The 19,183-nt window shown below is 51.2% G+C and carries 16 protein-coding genes, 6 pseudogenes and 1 other annotated feature; of the genes and pseudogenes, 13 read left to right on the top strand and 9 right to left on the bottom strand.

The genetic code is table 11. The features are described 5' to 3' along the window. Positions 1-12 precede the first annotated feature (12 nt). From QUE34_RS22315 to QUE34_RS22255, 13 genes and pseudogenes are all read left to right on the top strand, one after another. Positions 13-291: a hypothetical protein gene (locus tag QUE34_RS22315; protein ID WP_077168060.1), complete on the top strand. Its 279-nt coding sequence runs from the start codon at positions 13-15 to the stop codon at positions 289-291. 5 nt (positions 292-296) lie between these two features. Further along, positions 297-914: a hypothetical protein gene (locus tag QUE34_RS22310; protein WP_077168061.1), complete on the top strand. Its 618-nt coding sequence runs from the start codon at positions 297-299 to the stop codon at positions 912-914. 90 nt (positions 915-1,004) lie between these two features. Next, positions 1,005-1,739, top strand: a complete 735-nt coding sequence (locus QUE34_RS22305; protein ID WP_000835365.1) for an Ail/Lom family outer membrane beta-barrel protein — start codon at positions 1,005-1,007, stop codon at positions 1,737-1,739. 233 nt (positions 1,740-1,972) lie between these two features. Next, the gene (locus tag QUE34_RS22300; RefSeq protein WP_001135718.1) at positions 1,973-2,113 is read left to right on the top strand and encodes a Hok/Gef family protein; all 141 of its coding nucleotides are present in this window, start codon (positions 1,973-1,975) and stop codon (positions 2,111-2,113) included. 55 nt (positions 2,114-2,168) lie between these two features. Continuing rightward, positions 2,169-2,444, top strand: a pseudogene (locus tag QUE34_RS22295) (hypothetical protein); the annotation flags it as partial. A gap of 52 nt (positions 2,445-2,496) precedes the next feature. Next, positions 2,497-3,710 (top strand): IS3 family transposase gene (locus QUE34_RS22290; protein ID WP_394295875.1). Its coding sequence is split into 2 segments (ribosomal slippage): positions 2,497-2,785 and positions 2,785-3,710, totalling 1,215 coding nucleotides; the frame shifts between segments, so codons are not numbered across the junction. Continuing rightward, positions 2,778-2,894, top strand: a sequence feature (AL1L pseudoknot). Its footprint overlaps the gene before it by 117 nt. Before the next feature lie 44 nt (positions 3,711-3,754). Then, a pseudogene (locus QUE34_RS22285) lies at positions 3,755-3,883 on the top strand (hypothetical protein); the annotation flags it as partial. Between the two features lie 93 nt (positions 3,884-3,976). Continuing rightward, entirely contained in the window at positions 3,977-4,630 is a 654-nt protein-coding gene (locus QUE34_RS22280) for a hypothetical protein (protein WP_000509019.1), read from the top strand. Between the two features lie 2 nt (positions 4,631-4,632). Further along, on the top strand, positions 4,633-5,079 hold the full coding sequence (locus tag QUE34_RS22275; RefSeq protein ID WP_000455645.1) for a hypothetical protein: 447 nt from the start codon (positions 4,633-4,635) through the stop codon (positions 5,077-5,079). A gap of 10 nt (positions 5,080-5,089) precedes the next feature. Continuing rightward, positions 5,090-5,341 carry a bacteriocin gene (locus tag QUE34_RS22270; protein ID WP_000540391.1) on the top strand — a complete coding sequence of 84 codons (252 nt, stop codon included), beginning with the start codon at positions 5,090-5,092 and terminating at the stop codon, positions 5,339-5,341. 10 nt (positions 5,342-5,351) lie between these two features. Continuing rightward, positions 5,352-6,617: a hypothetical protein gene (locus tag QUE34_RS22265; protein ID WP_000012437.1), complete on the top strand. Its 1,266-nt coding sequence runs from the start codon at positions 5,352-5,354 to the stop codon at positions 6,615-6,617. 69 nt (positions 6,618-6,686) lie between these two features. Next, on the top strand, positions 6,687-15,038 hold the full coding sequence (locus QUE34_RS22260) for an LPD5 domain-containing protein (protein ID WP_187206026.1): 8,352 nt from the start codon (positions 6,687-6,689) through the stop codon (positions 15,036-15,038). A gap of 123 nt (positions 15,039-15,161) precedes the next feature. After that, positions 15,162-15,353 carry a hypothetical protein gene (locus QUE34_RS22255; protein WP_000481379.1) on the top strand — a complete coding sequence of 64 codons (192 nt, stop codon included), beginning with the start codon at positions 15,162-15,164 and terminating at the stop codon, positions 15,351-15,353. Positions 15,354-15,439: 86 nt separating this feature from the next. Here the strand turns inward: QUE34_RS22255 and QUE34_RS22250 are convergent, their stop codons facing one another. The 9 genes and pseudogenes from QUE34_RS22250 to QUE34_RS22215 all read right to left on the bottom strand — a co-directional run bounded on the left by QUE34_RS22250 (position 15,440) and on the right by QUE34_RS22215 (position 19,083). Continuing rightward, positions 15,440-15,646, bottom strand: coding sequence for a DUF551 domain-containing protein (locus tag QUE34_RS22250; protein ID WP_231207013.1), 207 nt, complete (start codon positions 15,644-15,646; stop codon positions 15,440-15,442). Positions 15,647-15,904: 258 nt separating this feature from the next. Beyond that, positions 15,905-16,006, bottom strand: a pseudogene (locus tag QUE34_RS28670) (DUF551 domain-containing protein); the annotation flags it as partial. Positions 16,007-16,231: 225 nt separating this feature from the next. Then, positions 16,232-16,366, bottom strand: a pseudogene (locus QUE34_RS28665) (DUF551 domain-containing protein); the annotation flags it as partial. A 333-nt stretch (positions 16,367-16,699) separates the two neighbouring features. After that, positions 16,700-16,878, bottom strand: a pseudogene (locus tag QUE34_RS22240) (hypothetical protein). A 1-nt stretch (position 16,879) separates the two neighbouring features. After that, positions 16,880-17,620 (bottom strand): ead/Ea22-like family protein, encoded by a 741-nt coding sequence (locus QUE34_RS28480; RefSeq protein ID WP_086252968.1) that lies wholly within the window; start codon positions 17,618-17,620, stop codon positions 16,880-16,882. Then, a complete protein-coding gene (locus tag QUE34_RS22230; protein WP_062896909.1) occupies positions 17,607-17,909 on the bottom strand; it encodes a hypothetical protein in 303 nt (100 codons plus the stop codon). Before QUE34_RS22230 ends, QUE34_RS28480 begins: the two co-directional genes overlap by 14 nt. Beyond that, positions 17,863-18,179 (bottom strand): annotated as a pseudogene (locus tag QUE34_RS22225) (DUF4752 family protein). The gene QUE34_RS22230 and the pseudogene QUE34_RS22225 overlap by 47 nt, the downstream one beginning before the upstream one ends. Further along, a complete protein-coding gene (locus tag QUE34_RS22220) occupies positions 18,176-18,397 on the bottom strand; it encodes a TraR/DksA family transcriptional regulator (protein ID WP_060565136.1) in 222 nt (73 codons plus the stop codon). Before QUE34_RS22220 ends, QUE34_RS22225 begins: the two are co-directional and overlap by 4 nt. Before the next feature lie 47 nt (positions 18,398-18,444). Next, entirely contained in the window at positions 18,445-19,083 is a 639-nt protein-coding gene (locus tag QUE34_RS22215; protein WP_062896910.1) for an antA/AntB antirepressor family protein, read from the bottom strand. Between the last annotated feature and the right edge of the window lie 100 nt (positions 19,084-19,183).

Below are 19,183 nucleotides of genomic sequence, written 5' to 3'. Positions count from 1 at the left end.
AGGAGGTGAGTATTGGAATACGGTTTTGCCATTTATAACAGAAATAACGTTAATGTTACGGGCGTGCTGACTCCGGTATTTTTCCTGGACAGATTTACAGCGGAGTCTGGCTCAAAGACGTACACGAATAAACCCGACGGGAAATCATTGCAGGCTGTATGTTGTTTATTCCCCTGGAATAATGTATTTAAGGACAGGAAAGTACCGAAGATAACCATTAATGGCAATACGGTGACATGGTCGAATCTTGAGCAGGGGATGGGGTCATATATTTATACATTCTGGGGATAAGTGTCATGTATGGTTTGAGCATTATGAAGCCGGATGGCAGCGTATGGATAAGTCCTGGTTTTACACCGCAGTGCCTGATCAACAAAGGCACCATACCGGCGACTGAAAAGGCTTTTTTTAAAACATCAATCCCGTCAGGCAAAAGTTGTTTTTTCTTTATCAGAACAGAGAAGAAGGCCGATGTCATGTACACGCATGAACAGATTGATGGATATCATGCACTAAGGCTTCATGTAATTGTCAGGGGAACGAACCCTGGTGTTACGACGGTTTATGCTTTCGCTAATATGGTTACTCCACCTTCTGAGTATGGTATCGCCATGTATAACCCGGACGGTGAGATGATCTATCATGGCGAAATGATGCTGCTTGACGCGAAGTTAATACCTGTTGATATCAAATTTGAAAAGGACCTTGGATATCCATGCGCAATCATGCCTGCACTGGTCGGGTATTATAACTGGAAAAGAACTCCTTATGACCGACCGATTTATACCACATCCACTGGCGCCACAGGAAATAAAATATATTCCTGTGAGCATTATTCCGGTGGTGCAACATGGGATATTCGAAAGCCGTATATAGATAAGGTCCTGGTTATTAATACATCAGTATATGATTAGTTGAAGCGAGTTTTTAATATTCATTTAAAATGTCTAAAAAGATGTATTATTAAAAAGTTTAGCGTGTTATCTGAATACAGGATATCTTAAATGAAGAGTATAGCAACACTGGTTGTGTGTGCAATCTCCGGGATTGCCTGTGTAAATTTATCTGCACATGCAGCAGAAGTAGAGCATACAATTTCTCTGGGGTATGCGCACTTTCAGTTTCCGGGACTGAAGGATTTTGTAAAGGATGCGACTGCTCATAACAGGAAGACTTTCAGCCATTTCGTCAACAGAAACTACTTCTCTTCATTGGGCGAATATACAGATGGTCGGGTCAGTGGATATGAAGGCAAGGATAATAATCCACAGGGCATTAATATCAGGTATCGCTACGAGATAACGGATGATTTTGGCGTTATCACCTCTTTTACATGGACGCGTTCTCTCACTAACTCACAGACATTTATTGATGTGCAGCCAGCCGAACATACCAGGAAGATTAAGAATCCGGCAGCTTCTGCCAGAACGGATATCAGAGCGAATTACTGGAGTCTGTTAGCGGGGCCTTCATGGCGGGTTAATCAGTACATGAGTTTATATGCGATGGCAGGGATGGGCGTAGCTAAAGTTACCGCTGACCTGAAAATTAAGGATAATGTTAACAGTACTGGCGGATTTTCTGAAAGCAACAGCACGAAAAAAACTTCCCTGGCGTGGGCTGCAGGTGCACAGTTTAACCTGAATGAGAGTGTTACACTGGATGTGGCTTACGAAGGTTCCGGCTCTGGTGACTGGCGTACGAGTGGAGTTACTGCTGGCATTGGCCTGAAATTCTGACCTGTATCCGGTAACCGTTTACTACCCGCTGTGATGGCGGGTTTTTTATTGCCCGTACAGGGCAAAAACCGTAAATTATGCGCGGGTGCCTTTCGGCTGATGGCTGGAGGGAGAACCTGAAGGCCTGATGTGGAAAGGCCCCGAGTCAACTTTAATGTTAACCCGAGGCCCTAACACTTCGTACCTTAAGCAAGTAGAAGGTTAGCGCCTCTCTGTAAAAGGAGTCAAGCGCTATGCCGCAAAAAACGATCATAGTCAGCATTTTATGCATAACTATTTTGGTGATTGTCTGGATGATACACAACTCACACTGTGAGTTCAGGCTTAACATCATGTGGTCACAATTTGCGGCGTTCTTGCAGTGTAAACAGTAAGAAACCGCGACGGGGACGAAAGTCCCCGTCAACTGGTTGCTGAGGTTCAGCCGATATGGCACCCGTTTCTGGTGAGAGAATGGACGACAAAATTCTCCGGTATATGCAGCGTGTTGTGAGAAATTCCCGCAACCCTGAATTTATGAATGAAGTTAAAGACGCCTGCCTTAAAAAGCAGGCGTTTTGCTTTGAGGCACCGGATGGTTTTCTGGTGCTGCGTTCTGTGCTCAGTGACGACGGTATCCCTTATGTTCTGGTGTTGCTGGGTGTGTGTACGGGGAGTGCCGGTGTTGAGCGTTATCTGCCGGAGGTGAAGACATTAACCAGTCTGAACCGCCCCGGGAATCCTGGAGACTAAACTCCCTGAGAAAGAGGTAAACAGGATGACTAAAAATACACGTTTTTCCCCCGAGGTCCGTCAACGGGCAGTCCGTATGGTTCTGGAAAGTCAGGGCGAATATGACTCACAATGGGCGGCAATTTGTTCCATTGCCCCAAAGATTGGCTGTACACCAGAGACTCTGCGTGTGTGGGTTCGTCAGCATGAGCGGGATACCGGGGGCGGTGATGGTGGACTCACCACCGCTGAACGTCAGCGTCTGAAAGAGCTGGAACGTGAAAATCGTGAACTGCGCCGCAGTAACGATATCCTTCGCCAGGCTTCCGCTTATTTTGCGAAGGCGGAGTTCGACCGCCTCTGGAAAAAATAATGCCACTGCTGGATAAGCTGCGTGAGCAGTACGGGGTCGGACCGGTATGCAGTGAGCTGCATATTGCCCCGTCAACGTATTACCACTGTCAGCAACAGCGACATCATCCTGATAAACGCAGTGCCCGTGCTCAGCGCGATGACTGGCTGAAGAGAGAGATACAGCGCGTATACGATGAAAATCATCAGGTGTACGGTGTGCGTAAAGTCTGGCGCCAGTTGTTACGCGAAGGTATCAGGGTGGCCAGATGTACAGTGGCGCGCCTCATGGCGGTTATGGGACTTGCCGGTGTTCTCCGGGGTAAAAAGGTCCGTACTACCGTCAGCCGGAAAGCCGTTTCCGCAGGCGACCGCGTAAACCGTCAGTTCGTGGCAGAACGTCCTGACCAGCTGTGGGTGGCTGATTTTACTTACGTCAGCACATGGCAGGGCTTCGTCTATGTGGCGTTCATCATTGATGTGTTTGCCGGATGTATCGTGGGGTGGCGAGTCTCATCGTCTATGGAAACGACATTCGTGCTGGATGCACTGGAGCAGGCGTTGTGGGCCCGTCGGCCGTCCGGCACAGTCCATCACAGTGATAAAGGTTCTCAGTATGTATCACTGGCCTATACGGAGCGACTAAAAGAAGCAAAACTGCTGGCATCAACAGGGAGTACAGGTGACTCGTATGACAACGCGATGGCGGAGAGCATCAATGGTCTTTACAAAGCGGAGGTAATACACCGTAAGAGCTGGAAAAACCGTGCAGAAGTGGAACTGGCCACACTCACGTGGGTGGACTGGTATAACAATCGACGATTGCTGGGAAGGCTGGGTCATATCCCTCCGGCAGAAGCAGAAAAAGCTTATTATGCTTCCATCAGAAACGATGATCTGGCAGCCTGAGTTCACAGATAAAACACTCTCCAGGAAAACCGGGGCGGTTCAGTCTGGCTGGCGGACGCTGGGCTGAATTCCACACGGCAAGGCGGGGATTTATCCGGCTGGGAAAACGTCTGGGCTTTGAGCGAATGCCGGATGATGAGGATGGCTTCATGGTGTTCAGGATAGCGGTCTGACTGCCACTGTATTCATCATCGTGTGTAAACCAACATTGCACTTCACATTCTGACCCTGCCCCGGCAGGGTTTTTTGTTATCTGAGGAGCCATAATGGGCGGAAAAAAAGGCGGTGGTGATACCAAAGTAAAACCAACAGCAGCGCAAATAGCACAGGAAGAGGTGGCCTGGAAAGGGTGGCAGGATTACAAAAATATTCTCCGTCCGGCAGAAGATAACTTCATGGAAAAGGTCGATGACCTTAACAGTGAGCAGCAGTACGACAATATCGCCGGTACAACAAATCTGGGATATCAGAAACAGTTTGGTGAAACGCGAAGGGAGCTTGCGGGTAATCTTGCTCAGTCCGGCGTTGACCCATCCAGTGGTCGTTTTAATGCGGTAATGGATGCAAATCAAAGCGACCAGGTGACCGGGCAGATTGACACGACCACACGGGGGCAGGTATCGCAGGCAGATAAATATATTGCCGGGCTACAGGATGTTGCGGCTCTCGGTTCCGGTCAGAAGGCCGATGCGTTACAGAGTTTTAACTCTCTGGCAGACAGCAGTCTGGCAAAAGCCAAATCAGATGCACAGGCGGCGTTTACAAAACAACAGGGGCGGGCCTCTCTTGTTGGCGCTGGTCTGGGGGCGGTTGGGGCTTATGCAATGCATAAGGCTGGCGGTAGCGGAAGTGGAGGTTCTAAAACGCCAGACACCGGCGCTAACGCTATTCAGAGTCAGGCTCAGAACTGGAGACTGTAATTATGGAGTATGGCAAATACGAAACTCTCGCAAGGGCTGGTTATTCAGGAGCAGACCGCCCACAGGGTGACTGGCAGACGTCAGCAGCGCTGACACGCCAACAATACGACGACTGGCGAACCAGATATTTGCCCCGCGTGGCAAGGCTGGCTGACCTTGGTGAGAACAACAGCCTGATGAATGCACAGCTTGCCCGGGTGGGCGGCCTTGCCACTTCCAGTCTCCGTACAGCGCAGATGGCACAGGATAACCAGATGGCGAGATACGGGGTAAATCGTCCGGATAATCCCAACAGTAACACACTGGGTTTGCGTAATGCTCTGGCAATTGCTGGCGCGAAAAATGGTATCCGTGAAGCAGAGCAGGATCGCCAGATGAACATACTGACGGGGGCTTCTGCACCTGCAAGACAACAACTGAGTGTTGGCGGTCAAATGATGACAGCGTAAGGGGGAAGATATGGGGTACGGCTTACTGGATATTGCGAATCAGTCACGGCGTGAGGCATTACAGGGAATAAGTGACGCAGACCGACGACGTGAAGAAATTGAGGCTGCGAACAAACAGATGGCGGCGCAACAGAAAGCGCAGAACAAGCAGAATATCGGTACGGGCATTGGTACGGGGGCGGCTATTGGCGCATCCGTTGGTGGTCCTGTTGGCGCTGTTGCTGGTGCAGTAATTGGCGGCATTGCTGGTTCTTTGTTTTAAGGAGTGGTGAATGAGCGGATTTGCACAGGGGTTACTTGCCGGATTCAGCACTGTTGACCAGGCAATGACCCGTCGTAAGGAGCTTGGTTTGCGAGAAGCACAGCTTGCTCAGCAACAGAAAAATAACGAGCGCGATTTTGAATTTGCGCAGTCTCAGTTTGAACATAATAAAGACGTTGATCAGCGGAACTTTGATTACAGAGCCAAAGTTGATGACCGCAATTACGCACTGCAGGAAAGGGAGTTTAACGCCAACCAGAATTACCGGAATGCGTCGCTGGGGATGGAACAGCAACGACTCCAGTTGCAGAAATACAACCAGCGACGGCTTGAGTATAACGATATGCTGGCACGTGATCAGTCGGTGATGGTGGCGCTGGGAAAAGCGATTGATGCAGGTGACCATGATGCGGCCTCTCGTCTGTTCGGAAAATTATCGGATGCCAACCCCATTAAAATAATATCAACGGAAGGCTATGCTGCGAAGGCGGGTCAGGCCGTGAACAACCTGCAGAAAATCTTTGATGATAAGCCGGACAGGGCGATCGATTCGCTGAATACCCCGGAAAATCTCGATGTGCTTTCCGGCGTGTTTGCCCCGGAACTACAACAGCGTATTGGCATGCCTGATTCAACCGGGGAAAAAACGATAAAAGAGGCCAGGATTGGCAGTATCGTACCGGCGCAGCAGGAAGGGTACGTACTTATTGGCCTTGATCTCACATACAGCGATGGCTCCACCGCGCATAAACCTGTAACAGAATACGGCAGTGCGCACCCTGATGATCAAACCGTGCTGGCGATACCCGTTGATAAGGCTATCGCTCAGGTCAGGGATCGCAGCAAATTTGCAGAGATATCGAAAAATTATGGTTATTTTATGCCGAAGCAGCAGGGACTTTCTCTGAAAGAGCTTCAGAAGGGGGCCAGCAACGTAGCGGCGGACGCGATTAAGAATGGCGGTAATGCTCAGGCTGCGGTGGATGAATATTATGCTGCGACTGGTTCACAACCGCATCAACAGAAAATTCAGCAACAAAAACTTCAGCAACAGGTTATCAACTGGGCGGGAGATGATCCTGATAAGCTGTCATTTGCCAGAAATGTAGCGGCCCGTCAGCCTGAAATGCTGGAACCTCAGAATCAGAAATTGCTGGAGAACGGGTATGCGAATTTTCTCCGTATTCAAAAGGCCAGGGGGGAACAGGCCAGAGATGAAAGTGCTTCATCTGCATCTCAGTTTATCCGTGGACTGAAACAGAATTACGCCCAGTAATTCACGATATTCCATTAATACCATTTCCTGATGCCCGGCCATTGTGCCGGGTTTTTTTATGGAGTCTGTATGGCCTATTCAGAGGAACAGCGTCCTGAGGCGCAACTCGGTAACCAGAATCGTAACAGCCTGAACATTCAGCAACCCGGCGAAACTGACAGCTATGAAGCATTTTTCTCTGATTCAAATCGCTGGAAGGATAACAGTACGTCGTTCAGCCTGGGCGATGTATTGCCAACAATGGGTAAAGGTTTCGCCCGGTCCGTCCGGGGAACAGGGGAAATGGCCCGTGGACTCGGTGATGCGATGATTCAGAGCCCGGTAAAAACAGGGGCGCGTATTTTAAATGAGTTCAGCCGTATGGGGCTGCCGGGTGTCGCAACTGTGCAGGATATTTTTGCCGGTGGCAGCAGGGGGGCTGATGAGGTCATCGATACCCTGCCTGATGGCAAAAACGCGGTTACAGATACTGTCGGTAAAGGTCTGAAGGTCACCGGTAAGGCTGTCAGTGACGGCGCTAAATCCTCGGATGAATGGCTGACCAGTAAGATGTCTCCGGGTGCTCTGCGTGCGCTGAATACGCCGATGACCGAAGGCTATGATGATTCTGCGGTCTGGGTGGCGAAGGGCGTAAACCTGATTGGTGCCCTTGTACCTGATATGGTTGCTGGCGGTGTGGCTAAAAAGGTGGGTGATGTCACATTGCGAAAAACGCTGACCGCCGGGCTGGAGAAAAAATACATCGCGGCAGGGATGCAGCCGGAAAGAGCCACGGCACTGGCAGCAGAAGCTGTCGATAAAAAAATGCCGGATTTATTCCAGGCGGGCCTGATCACCCATTCCACAGCCAGTGCACAGGGGCAGAGTGCAATGGCGGCAGCAGATGCTGTTCTTAATGCGGATTACTCTGAGCTGGCGCAGTCACCGAAATTTCAGCAGACGTTTTTGTCCATTGACGCCGATCCGCAGCACGCACAGCTTACTGATCGCCAGAAAATGGATCTGGCAAAAGAGCGTGTTGCTGATGAGGTGCGCGCGCAGCTGGCAACAGATCCTGAATTGCTGGCTGTGAATGCCATGGCGGCAAAACTGGGCGATGCTCAGTTGCTTAATCTGGCGATGCGGGGCACGGCGAATACCGTTAAAAGCGGCATGATCAGAAACGCCACTGAACAGGGGGCGATTAATGCGGCGCAGGGCGGCTATTCACGCTATCAGGAAAACATGGCACTGCGTGATACCGCCGGAATGGATGTGTCACCGTGGGAGGGCGTGGCTGACGCAACGATCGAAGGTGGTACTCTTGGTGCTGCGATGGGGGCTCCATCCGGTGCGGTTGCCGGATATCGTGGCAGACGTCAGGCCGCAGAAGAAACCGCCATGCGTGATGCTGAAACCGTGCAGCAGGGCGAAGCGGCCCCGCAACCCGAACCGGTTGATCCGGTGGCGCAGCACCGTGAATCCATGCAGGGGATGAATCGCGAGCAGCTTCTGGAACAGTATGCTGATGCGGATATGGCGCATGAGGGAGACACGTCTGCCGTTCATCGCCGGGAAGCCGCCAGCCAGCTGTTGAATGAACTGGATGAACAGGCGAAGCGACAGGCGGTGATGGATGAGCTGAAGGCGAAGCCGCGCCCTGAACTGCTTGAGGAATACCGAAAACTCAGCCTGAAGGAAGGGCGTACTGATACTGAAGAGCAGCAGTTACAGGCTATCCGTGATGTGCTTCGCCCTCAGCAGGAGGCCAGACCGGAGGCACAGCCACAGCCGGAAAATGCGGATGATGGCGACGGGAGTATTTACCCGACGGTGCGGTTCCGCGATCCGGATGAAGTTCGTATTGAAATTAACGGGAGTGGTGCGTCCAGACCAGCAGAACGCATTGAAAAGGTGCGTCCGGACAACCGTTATTTCACGGATGAAAAAAGTGCTCTGGGGAGCGACGTTTTCCTCAATGCCAGCGCCACCGGCCTGAAACCGTCCGTAGTGAAGAAAGGCGAGAATCAGTATGCCGTAGAAATGGATAATCCTGCGTTCTCTGAAGATGTGGCAACGGAGACCATTAACACTCTGGCTGACGGAGAGCGTATTACTGATGCTGATCCGATGGAACAGCCCGCGTTCATGCGTGACCCGCGATTCCGTGGTTTTACGGGGGATGATACAGAAGTGCAGGCCCGTCTTGCCCGTGGCAACGCGCCGACGGCGGAAGAACTGGTGCGTTCCCAGATGGCTGAAGGTGATGCCGGTCCGACAGCACAGGAGTTAACTGAGCGTCCACGCCTTCCCGCTCCCGGCGATATTCATCCCGGACAGGGATATCCGTTACCGGGAGAAGTGGCGCGTACGCCGGATGAAAATCAGGCCGGACGTGGTGGTCGTTTTACCACAACCGGTGAGGTGAAGGGCCAGAGTTTCCAGAAAGGACGTGCGCAGGCACCGGAAAATGCCGCTGGTCGCCAGGGGGAAATTCTGGAGGGCGAACCGGTTCGTCGTGGTCTGCCGTCACCGGATGAGCAGAACGCCACAGCACCAGTGCGTGAAGGACTTCCTGCACCTGAAAGTCAGCGTGGGGTTGATATGCCACAGCCTGAATCACTCCCTCGTATAGTTCGTGACTCCCTTCCGGAACTGGCACAGCAGGCAGAAGCACGCAGACAGACCGGGGATAATCGCCAGACCATAACCGATGTTCCGGATACTGAGGTGCCGGTGCCGGTAGATAAACCGAGCACTCACCAGCAGGCGCGTGGTGCGAAAATTGAAGACTTTGGCGAGGAGATTAAGGGCGCGGCAAAACACCGTTATGCGCAGCTTGCTGAAGCTATGGGTAAAACGCTGGAGGATGGGGAGTACGCGACACAACCACTGAGCAAACTGTTTCCAAAGCCGGATTATGCCCGTCTGGAAAAAGAAGGTGTGGATAGTGACACGCTGGCAATGATGGCGTTGTATCGCAGTGAAATTCCCACCAGAACAAGCCGTAACATGCAGAAATGGATCAGCATTGTTAAAAGCGGTCGCGAAGCTACTGCCGGTATGCTGGAGGGGAAAATTCCGGCAGCGAAACTGGCTGATATGATGGACAATAAGCCGGGGTTACGGAGCATGTCGGATACCTGGAAACTGCTCCGTACGCTTTCTGCATCGCAGATTGATAAAGCATCCGGCTATCGTGTCAGGTCCGGTGTTTATTCGTTTGTCGGGGGAAAACGTTACGATCCGCCGCAAATGATGTATTCGCTTCGTGATAGCAAGGGGCGCGACCTCTTTTTCTCGGAAAGCCGGGATGAGTTACTGAAAAAGGCGAAAGCATATTTCGATGAACAAGGCTCCAGAGAAAGGGAAACGCCAGCAACCTCTGCTGATGACAGAATAACCTTTGACGTGTACCGGCATAAGGCCAGTGGCGACATTTTTATCGGTTATGGCAAAAACAGGCAGAAACTGAAGGGCGGTTTTGAGTCTGCCCGTGATGCACATGATTATGTGCGCACACATCGTGACGAGCTGGTTAATCAAGTGAAGGCGCTGCGTGAAGTCTCGCGTGAGGAGCAGCGTAACGCCACCAACCGCGATCGTACCGGACCAGAACGCCGCAAGGGGGATGTTTCGCCGGAGCAGTTCAGTGATGCGTTTGGTTTTCGTGGTGTGCAGTTTGGTAATTATGTGGAAGGTCCGCGTCGTCAGGCTGATTTGAACCGGGCTTATGACTCGCTGCATGACCTGGCTGACGTGCTGAACGTGCCGACAAAAGCGCTTTCTCTGAACGGTCGTCTTGGGCTTGCTTTTGGTGCCCGTGGTAAGGGTAAGGCGGCGGCACACTATGAGCCTGGTGAGGTGGCAATCAACCTGACAAAAGGTAACGGACCGGGGGCGCTGGCCCACGAATGGTTCCATTCACTGGATAATTATTTTGGTCGTTATGATGTTTCCACTGACGGGAAGATCACGTCAGGTGGCGACTATATGACGGAAGCACAGCGTGCCGGGCGCGTATTTAAAGACGGCAGGTATGTTGATGCGGAATATCCGGTACGTCAGGAGGTTTACGACGCGTTTAAAGGCGTGATGAAAGCCATTAACAGCAGTGACATGTTGCGTCGTTCTGAACTCCTGGATGGCGTTCGTTCAAAACCGTACTGGTCAACGGATGTTGAAATGGCGGCGCGTGCCTTTGAGCGTTATGTTCAGGATAAAGCGCGTATGGCTGGCGTGGAGAATGATTATCTGGTCAATATCCGTAAGGCGGATGACCATGGACAGCCGGACACCTACGCTTATCCGACGAATGCAGAACTGGATGGCGGTATTCGTGAGGCATTCGATCACTTGTTCCGAACACTGAAAACCCGTGAGACGGACAAGGGAGTTGCGTTTTATTCCCGTAAGGGCGTGACCCGCACACCTGAAGGCAATCTGATTTCGGATGTTAACCGCAGTGCGGAAGCCAAAGGCAGTCCGGTCCCGCAGGTTGAAGCTGTTGCCCGTGGCGTGATTAGTGGCATTAAGGACAGTGACCTGAAGGTCCGCGTGGTGAAGTCACAGAAAGAGGCTGAAGCACTGGCGGGTGAATCATTCGACGGTTACGGCAAGGTGCACGCGTTCTATCGCCCGGATAAACGTGAAATTGTCCTGGTGGCGGATAACATCCCTGACGGGCGGACCGTTCGCGAGAAGTTACGTCACGAGATTATTCACCATGCAATGGAGCATGTAGTCACGCCAGCGGAATATCAGACGATTATTAAGACCGTGCTGAAAACCCGTGACAGTGATAACGCCACCATCCGTGAAGCCTGGCGTAAGGTTGATGCGTCTTATGGTAAGGAATCACCGGAAGTGCAGGCGGGTGAATTTCTGGCGCATATGGCAGAGAAGCAGCCGAATAAATTCGTGGCGGCATGGGTGCGTGTTGTTGCCCTGGTCAAAGGGGTACTGCGTCGTACGGGGTTACTGAAGCCGACGGAACTGAACGATATCAGACTTGTTCGCGAAACTATTCGCACGTTAGGCCAGCGTGTGCGGGAAGGTTACACGCCGCGTGAGGATGGCGCGGACGCATCGTCTCAGTACTCCCGTAGTGGTAAACCTGATCCGTTCAAAGTGCCGGAAGGTGAGGGCGAGCGTTATCGTGATGACCTTGCCAGAATGATGAAGTCGTTACGTTCTGGTGCAATGACTGCAAACATCGGGCGTACGCCGCCGGTATTGCGCCACCTTGGCGCTCCAGATTTGCCGCTGGTTATCTCCCGCGACACTGTGCGGAAGGCTACCAATGGCGTGAAACATGTGGTGCCAATGGATGTTATCGAGAGACTTCCGGAACTGATGCACAATCCGGATGCAATTTACCGTTCCGCGACAGAAAGAAATGCGGTTGTGATGCTGCTTGATGCTGTGGATAAAAATGGTGATCCGGTCGTCTCGGCAGTGCATATGAAGGCGACAGATAAACGTCTGGAAATTAACAAGGTGGCATCTGTTTACGGTACGGAAAACGGGAAAAAGCTGAAAAGTATGGAAATGGCTGGATTAACGCTTTACCGGAAGGAGAAATTAAGCCGCGATAACCCTCAGTACAGTGGGCTCCAATTGCCCAAAGAGGAGCGTTCTTATCGCGGCTCTGTAGATAAAATACTCTATCCTGAAGATATTCGCAAGGGGCCGTATTACTCCCGTACCAGCAGTCTGACGCCGGAAGAGACAATTGCATCGCGTTTTGTGCGCCAGATGCAGGATAAATTCCAGGTGCTGAAAGCTGTTCAGGAGAATATCCGTAAAACTGGCGGAAAAATAGACGACAGTAACAACGCTTATATGGCGGAAGAACTCTTCCACGGGAAGGCGGAAAACGACCTGAACGTGATGAAGGAGCGTTACGTTCAGCCACTGGTTAAATTACTGGCGGACTACAAAATTGCGCAGGCCGATCTGGATGAGTACCTCTACGCCCGTCACGCACCGGAACGTAACGCGCATATCGCGAAAATCAACCCGAAAATGCCGGACGGCGGTTCGGGGATGACCAACGCGGAGGCGGCGGAAATCATGCAGCGTGTGCGTAACAGCGGCAAACAGGCACAGTATGACCGTCTGGCAGGGATTGTTGACGATATGCTGGCCCGTCGCCGTGAGCTTATCCGTGAGGCCGGACTGGAAGAGAGCGGCGTGGTGGATGCCTGGCAGAAAGCCTACCGTTACTACGTTCCCCTGAAAGGGCAGGATGTTGACGGTGTGGTGTCACTGCCCCGTACAGGTAAGGGCTTCACCATCGGCGGACGTGAAAGCAGGCAGGCCATGGGGCGTGCATCCCGTGCACAGTCTCCGTCCACTCAGGCGATACAGGACCTGAGCGAATCGCTGATCCGCCATCGCAAAAATGAAGTGGGTAACGCCTTCCTGAAACTGGTGCAGGATAATCCCGACAAGGATTACTGGCAGGTATTCACCGATGACAGACCGGATACCATGCGTGCGATTGCAGAGCGTGTTGATCCGGAAACCGGTGAAACCCGTCACGAAGTTGTCGAACGTCCTGTACTGATGGCAATGATGGCAGACCGGTACTTCACCACCAAAAAGAACGGCAAAACGTACTACATCAAACTCCATGATCCGCGCCTGATGCGTGCGATGAAGAATATGGGACCGGAAACCAGTAACGCTGTAATCCGCACGCTGGGGAAAGTTAACCGCTTCCTGGCAACGGTGAACACGTCGTATAACCCGGAATTCCTGGTCAGTAACTTCATCCGTGACGTGCAGACGGCGGTGATGAACCTGAAGGCGGAGCAGGGAAGGAGCGACGGTAAACTGAAAGGGCTGGATAACTTATCCGCCCTGGCTGTAGTCAAAGACAGCCGTTCTGCAATGTCAGCCGTGTACGCCAGTCTGCGTGGCAAAACCCTCACGGGCAAAGGAGCACAGTGGCAGAAGGTGTGGAAAGAGTTTGTTGAGGACGGAGGTAAAACCGGCTGGTTTAACATGGGTGACCTTGAAGGCCAGCAGAAGGAAATGGATCGCCTTGTATCGCTGGCGAAGGGAGGATGGAAAGGCCAGAGTATCGGTGCATGGAATTCGTTCCTTAACCTTGTCGAGGATGCCAACGGGGCGGTTGAAAATGCTCTGCGTCTTTCTGCCTATAAACACGCCCGTGATGCCGGTTTGTCACGCCAGCAGGCGGCATCTCTTGCCAAAAACATGACGGTGAACTTTAACCGTCGTGGTGAGCAGGGAGCGCTGATGAACTCGCTGTATATGTTTGCCAACGCCAGCATTCAGGGGACCGCAAACCTGGTGAGAACGCTCGGACATCTTAATGGCGACGGGCCGTTACTGGAGCGCCTTCGCTGGAAGAATCTCAATGTACCGCAGAAAATCGCGCTTGCAGCTGTGGGAGCGGGTTATCTGCTTGGCTCGCTTAACCGCAGTGTTGCGGGGGAGGATGATGACGGGGTTAACTGGTATGACAAGGTGCCGTCTCATGTGAAAGAGCGTAACCTCGTCATTATGAAATCGGTGTTCGGGGGCAAGGCCGGAGAGTACTGGAGTATTCCTCTGCCTTACGGGTACAACGTTTTCTTCCTGCTCGGGCATACCGCTGAAGGTGTGGCGGCGGGTGACCTGACGGCGTCCCGTGCTGCCGGCAATGTTGTCGGTGGTATCTTGGGGGCATTCAGCCCGATCGGCAGTGAAACGTCGGAAACGTTGTCCGGGGCGTTGCTGAAAAATGCAGCGCCGACCATTCTGCGTCCGTTTGCGAACCTTGCCATGAATGAAAACTTCATGGGGGCGCAGATTTACCAGGAGAACATGCCGTTTGGTACACCAAAACCTGACAGCCAGCTGGGAAGACGTTCAACGCCAGAAGCGTACAAGGCGTTTGCATCCTGGCTGAATGCGTTCTCAGGTGGCAGCCAGTACCGTCCCGGCGCGGTGGATATCACACCGGAATCGCTGAAATTCTGGATTGACTATATCTCCGGAGGGACAGGGCGCTTCATTTCCAAAACCACGGATGCGGCGGTGAAATCGCTGAATGGTATTGATATACCGGAACAGCAGGTGCCCTTCCTGGGGAAAATTTCGGGTGAGGTGATGCCGTATGCAGACCAGCAGAAGATGTACGACCGGATGACAGAGGTTGCGCAGTATCACGCAGAGCTGAAGAGTCTGACCGGTGCAGAAAGAACGGCGTTCATTGACGAGAACAACGGAAAATTGTCGATGAACGGGCTTATGCAGGATACCCGGAAGAGACTGAAGGATTTGCGCAAACAGCGCGATGCCATTTATGCCGACAGTTCTCTCAGTCTGGCGCAGCAGGCGGCGATGGTGAAATCGGTAGAGCGGGATATGAAGGTTGCCGTGGATCGGTTTAACCGCGAGTACAACAAAAAAGTGGGAGTGGATTAACAGAAATGGCCCCGTACGGAAGTGCGGGGCTGATTAAGAAATAAACACACATTAACCTGTAATAACCGGAGCTATTAACATATAGTCAGAAAGAGTATTTCATGTGAGACAGAGAGCCGATTTATGTTTAATGAAGAAAAAGTTGCGCAAATGGCAGCGTATTTGCTGAAAAAGCATGGCGGATCTATGCGTTTCATTAAGCTGATGAAGCTGATGTATCTCTCTGACCGCAAAGCAATGGAGTCTTTAACCGGGAAGGGGAGAGGTTTGAATGCTCCCCCACAATTCCCCGGCATCAAATCTCCATGTAGGTGAACTATTTTACCCCCAGCGGCAAATCGCAAAAACAATCAGTGCGATCGAAATGGCAGCCACTACAATTGCAAATGCTTCAGGCTAGGTCATTGGCGTACCTCCTTCGGCGGTTCTGGTAGCGGCATCCAGTGGGTTACTTCTTTGAGATGCAGGTCTTCGCCATCACCGTCATCCCAAGTGGGATTGCCATCATTAAACCAGTCGCCATATACGCCGACCTGAGTGTTGGGGATGCTTGGTGGGTAGTTGTTTTTAAAGTCAGCTGCTAACACATAGTATTGTCGCTCTCCCATTTCTGGCATTCGATCACTACAGCTTATCCAACCATCCGGAGTTACCGGAACTGGCGGAACGGCTGTTTGCTCTCGAACGTCATTAGTCGCTATCGGTTCTGCTGCCAACTGACTGGCATATTTGTTAATGGTAACGATAAGCTCTTGCTCAGCCTCATCCAGACAATCACCGATACCTCGCCTGTCACCGTCAAAATCATCGAAATCGGCACGAATCTTGGCAACCTTCAGGATTGCGGACAACACCTCACTAGGAATTACCGGATAGTTGGTTGACGTTTCCGCGATTTCCCGAAAATTATTGGTTGACGAATTCTTGTTTTCCCGAAAGTTTCCGGACTGAAGCATAGCGGCACGGCAGGCGTTCCAGCCTCTCACCTCTGCAATAGCGGCAACAGCATCAACCGCGTACATGCTAAGAGGATTAGGCATTGGTTTTTCTTCCGGTACTACTGGTGCTGGAGGGGCGGCGTAAATGCCCTCTATCACTAAATGTTTGCGCTCAAAATCATCTGGCTCTCGATGATATACGTAACTCCAATCACCAAGGTTATCATTGCGCCTGCAACGGAAACCTATCGGCTCGGCTTCCAGCGCTGCCAGAGCAATTCGTGCCAGTTCTTCCGCTTCTTCTGCTGGCAGTACAACGTTGCTACCAGGTCCGTATGTTTCGCGCCACTGTTTGATTGTCAGCAGTCGCCCTTTGGTAATAGTGATCATGCCGCGTTTCCTTCTTTCTTATTAACAATCACACCGTCATATATTTCATTAAGGTGCCCTCTCAACTCCATGCGCCTTAATGCAGATAACATGTAATCGCATTCAACCTGCTTATTCCCAGTAAATGGCTTATCGTCAGGATTACCCCAACAGCAATTACCCTTGGGCCACCCATGTACTTTCCGTACTCTTCCGTTAACAACGTGAAGTAATCCCCAGCCAGGTGGTAAATCCTCAATTGAAATAATTCCCGGCTCACTAATAAAGAATCGCCAGTCGCCCATTCCAAGAGACGGATTTTTACGGAAACGCTTTTTTCTATCTGCTAACAAGTCAGCACGAGAACACTTCGCCTCTATCAGGCATGATGCTGAATTTCTGAATCCCATAGCATCTGGCTGTTCTCCGGTACTGGTTACGGCTATAAAGCGGTCATGAAAGCAAACCTTGAACCCGTTGCGCTTAAGGAACTTGTACGCAATCTGACAGAGTTCTCGGTGTGTTAACGCCATCTCACTCTCCTTTGATGCGAATGCCAGCGGCGCGGATAGATTTCCATTGTTCCCACATGCGGTTGAAGTCTGTTCCTGATAAGGTCGCGTTACGGTATCCAGTTTCGGTGCGCAATCCTTCAAGCGTCGATTTGGAAATACAAATTGAATGCATTACCCATGATTCAAACAAATCACGCTCCCGAGCTTCGCAACTTTGTTTACTCATCTCTTCAATGCATTGTTTAGCTTCTAAATCAGCAATTCTGTCAACCACGGCATCGACAGCATCTGAAAAGCCGAACCAGTTGCTCCACTCCGGCCTGTTACCTGTTGCTGCAAAGTACATATCATCTAAAGCGGACTCAGCATGGTCACGCTCATTGATGAGTTGCTCTTCGCTTTTCTCCAGTTCAGCAATACGCTTACCCCCATCCGAGATAACACCTTCGTAATACTCACGCTGCTCGTTGAGTTTTGATTTTGTCTCCTCAAGCTCAACTCTCAGCTTCCCAACAGTAAGCGCAATATCCTCGTTCTCTTGGTCGCGGAGTTTGATGTATTGCTGTTTTTCGTCCAGCTCATCCAACAGCCCGGCGATAATGTCCACTTCCCGATGATGGATTTCTCGCTTAAACGCCGCTAAAGCTGCATCACAATCCCGCTCAGCGTTTGGACTGTCTGGCTTTTCCTGATACCACGCCAGCGTCGACTGATAGTTTTGTACTGCCTCACGCAATGACTGATAGTCAATCTTGCTCACTGGTTGCCTCCTTTGCTGGGCTTTCGAATGTATCAAACTCAAACAACTTAACCACGTCATCAAACAGAACATAATCGCCATCAGAATCTTCAGTCATGTCAGCGCCACAATCCTGACCGAACGAGTCACAACAATCCATATCAAGCTCGTATCGCTTCAGGTTTGCGATATTTGATAAATTCAGCGCCAGTACAGCCAGGTCATAAACCTCTTCGGCAGTGACATCGCTGTTCAGTCCCATTTCATGGCGATATATGATTTTTTCTACACGTTGTTTTGTGATCGTCATTTTTCTCTTCACTCCGATATACAAGGATTACTACGCCCCTCTGCTGATTGCGCGAGCTGGATCCCCTGGTTCCATGCTGTCAATCCCGAAGGCTTCGAAAAATGCATCCATTGCCTTCTGGCGTTGCTCCTGCTTACGGCGTTTATTCCATTTTTTCATGAACAACAGTGACAGCCATCGTCCGCTGCAGAACATGATGTAGAAATAACCAAGGAGCGCCAGGCCGGTGTTCAGGGCTGTATCGATCGTTATCGTGGTGTTGATGTTCACTTCACACCTCTCTGTTTGTTGATAAGTTCAATATCCTGCTGGCAACTTGCGCAAGCTCGGCATCCACGAACAGCCAGGCGTCGCCGCTCATCTATCGGATCGCCACACTCGCAACAATGAGTAGCAGATGGGGCATTACTATCGGATTTGTATTTTTGCAGGGAGAGATTGCGCTGCAATTCTTCGATTTCAGCGGCATTGTCGACGATATCTGCCATTTTCCTTTCCTTCAGGCATGAAAAAAGGAGCCGAAGCTCCTTTGGTATCAGAATTCAAATTGTCTTGCCCGCAGGCTTTTCAGCATTGGCATGGCCCGCTGGATAACGGAACTTGACATGTCGAGACGTGTTACCTCCCTCAGTAGCGCGTCTCTGTTCTTCGTCACCATGTAGATGGTCTCAAACGCAATGTCATACAGCTTGTTCGTGTATGAGGAGTTCAGCTCTTTCATAATGGGATACAGGTGTTTGCTGATGTCCTGGGCTTTTTCCATCCAGAGCTGCATGTAGCAAAGGAGGATGATTTCCTCGGCTGTGAATTGCGGCTGTGGTTCTGCTTGTACTGGCTGAATGTTGCGAAGTTTCTTTTCGCACTCGATGAAGTAGCGGCGTATCTGGCGGCCTTTTTCGTTACGTTCAACCATCGCAAGCTCTTTGGCTGTGTCGAGGGTGAGGTGATAGTCTTTGCTACGGCGATCGCCTCCTCGACCTTTGATTTCCCGATTTGGGGAAACCAAAATATAGTCCTGATTTTCAACGAAACCATATTCAGCAATGCGTTCTGTAATCCAAGACGCAAAGCGTTTACCTACCCCAAGAAAAGTATGTAAATCACGGGCATTAACGAGAAGAGTGGTTTCGTTGGCGATAGTGCCGTTGAATACGGGGATGAGTTGACAGGTCATGATGACCTCCTTGTAAGTTTAGTTAGCTCAACCAGTTAGTAGCTGGTTGGTCGGGTGTCAACTGAGCCTTACAAGAAGCTCTGGGCATATTCCCCTTACG

The sequence above is a fragment of the Escherichia sp. KS167_9B genome (assembly GCF_030295215.1).
GTDB lineage: Bacteria > Pseudomonadota > Gammaproteobacteria > Enterobacterales > Enterobacteriaceae > Escherichia > Escherichia coli_F.
Note: the sequence above shows the minus strand (reverse complement) of the source record. Positions and strands in the feature narration are given on the sequence as shown.

Excerpts from the sequence above, each read along its gene's own strand:
- QUE34_RS22310 (WP_077168061.1), top strand. The coding sequence starts at position 297 with ATGTATGGTTTGAGCATTATGAAGCCGGATGGCAGCGTATGGATAAGT.
- QUE34_RS22305 (WP_000835365.1), top strand. The coding sequence starts at position 1,005 with ATGAAGAGTATAGCAACACTGGTTGTGTGTGCAATCTCCGGGATTGCC.
- QUE34_RS22300 (WP_001135718.1), top strand. The coding sequence starts at position 1,973 with ATGCCGCAAAAAACGATCATAGTCAGCATTTTATGCATAACTATTTTG.
- QUE34_RS22280 (WP_000509019.1), top strand. The coding sequence starts at position 3,977 with ATGGGCGGAAAAAAAGGCGGTGGTGATACCAAAGTAAAACCAACAGCA.
- QUE34_RS22275 (WP_000455645.1), top strand. The coding sequence starts at position 4,633 with ATGGAGTATGGCAAATACGAAACTCTCGCAAGGGCTGGTTATTCAGGA.
- QUE34_RS22270 (WP_000540391.1), top strand. The coding sequence starts at position 5,090 with ATGGGGTACGGCTTACTGGATATTGCGAATCAGTCACGGCGTGAGGCA.
- QUE34_RS22265 (WP_000012437.1), top strand. The coding sequence starts at position 5,352 with ATGAGCGGATTTGCACAGGGGTTACTTGCCGGATTCAGCACTGTTGAC.
- QUE34_RS22260 (WP_187206026.1), top strand. The coding sequence starts at position 6,687 with ATGGCCTATTCAGAGGAACAGCGTCCTGAGGCGCAACTCGGTAACCAG.
- QUE34_RS22255 (WP_000481379.1), top strand. The coding sequence starts at position 15,162 with ATGTTTAATGAAGAAAAAGTTGCGCAAATGGCAGCGTATTTGCTGAAA.
- QUE34_RS22250 (WP_231207013.1), bottom strand. The coding sequence starts at position 15,646 with ATGGGAGAGCGACAATACTATGTGTTAGCAGCTGACTTTAAAAACAAC.
- QUE34_RS22230 (WP_062896909.1), bottom strand. The coding sequence starts at position 17,909 with ATGACGATCACAAAACAACGTGTAGAAAAAATCATATATCGCCATGAA.
- QUE34_RS22220 (WP_060565136.1), bottom strand. The coding sequence starts at position 18,397 with ATGGCAGATATCGTCGACAATGCCGCTGAAATCGAAGAATTGCAGCGC.
- QUE34_RS22215 (WP_062896910.1), bottom strand. The coding sequence starts at position 19,083 with ATGACCTGTCAACTCATCCCCGTATTCAACGGCACTATCGCCAACGAA.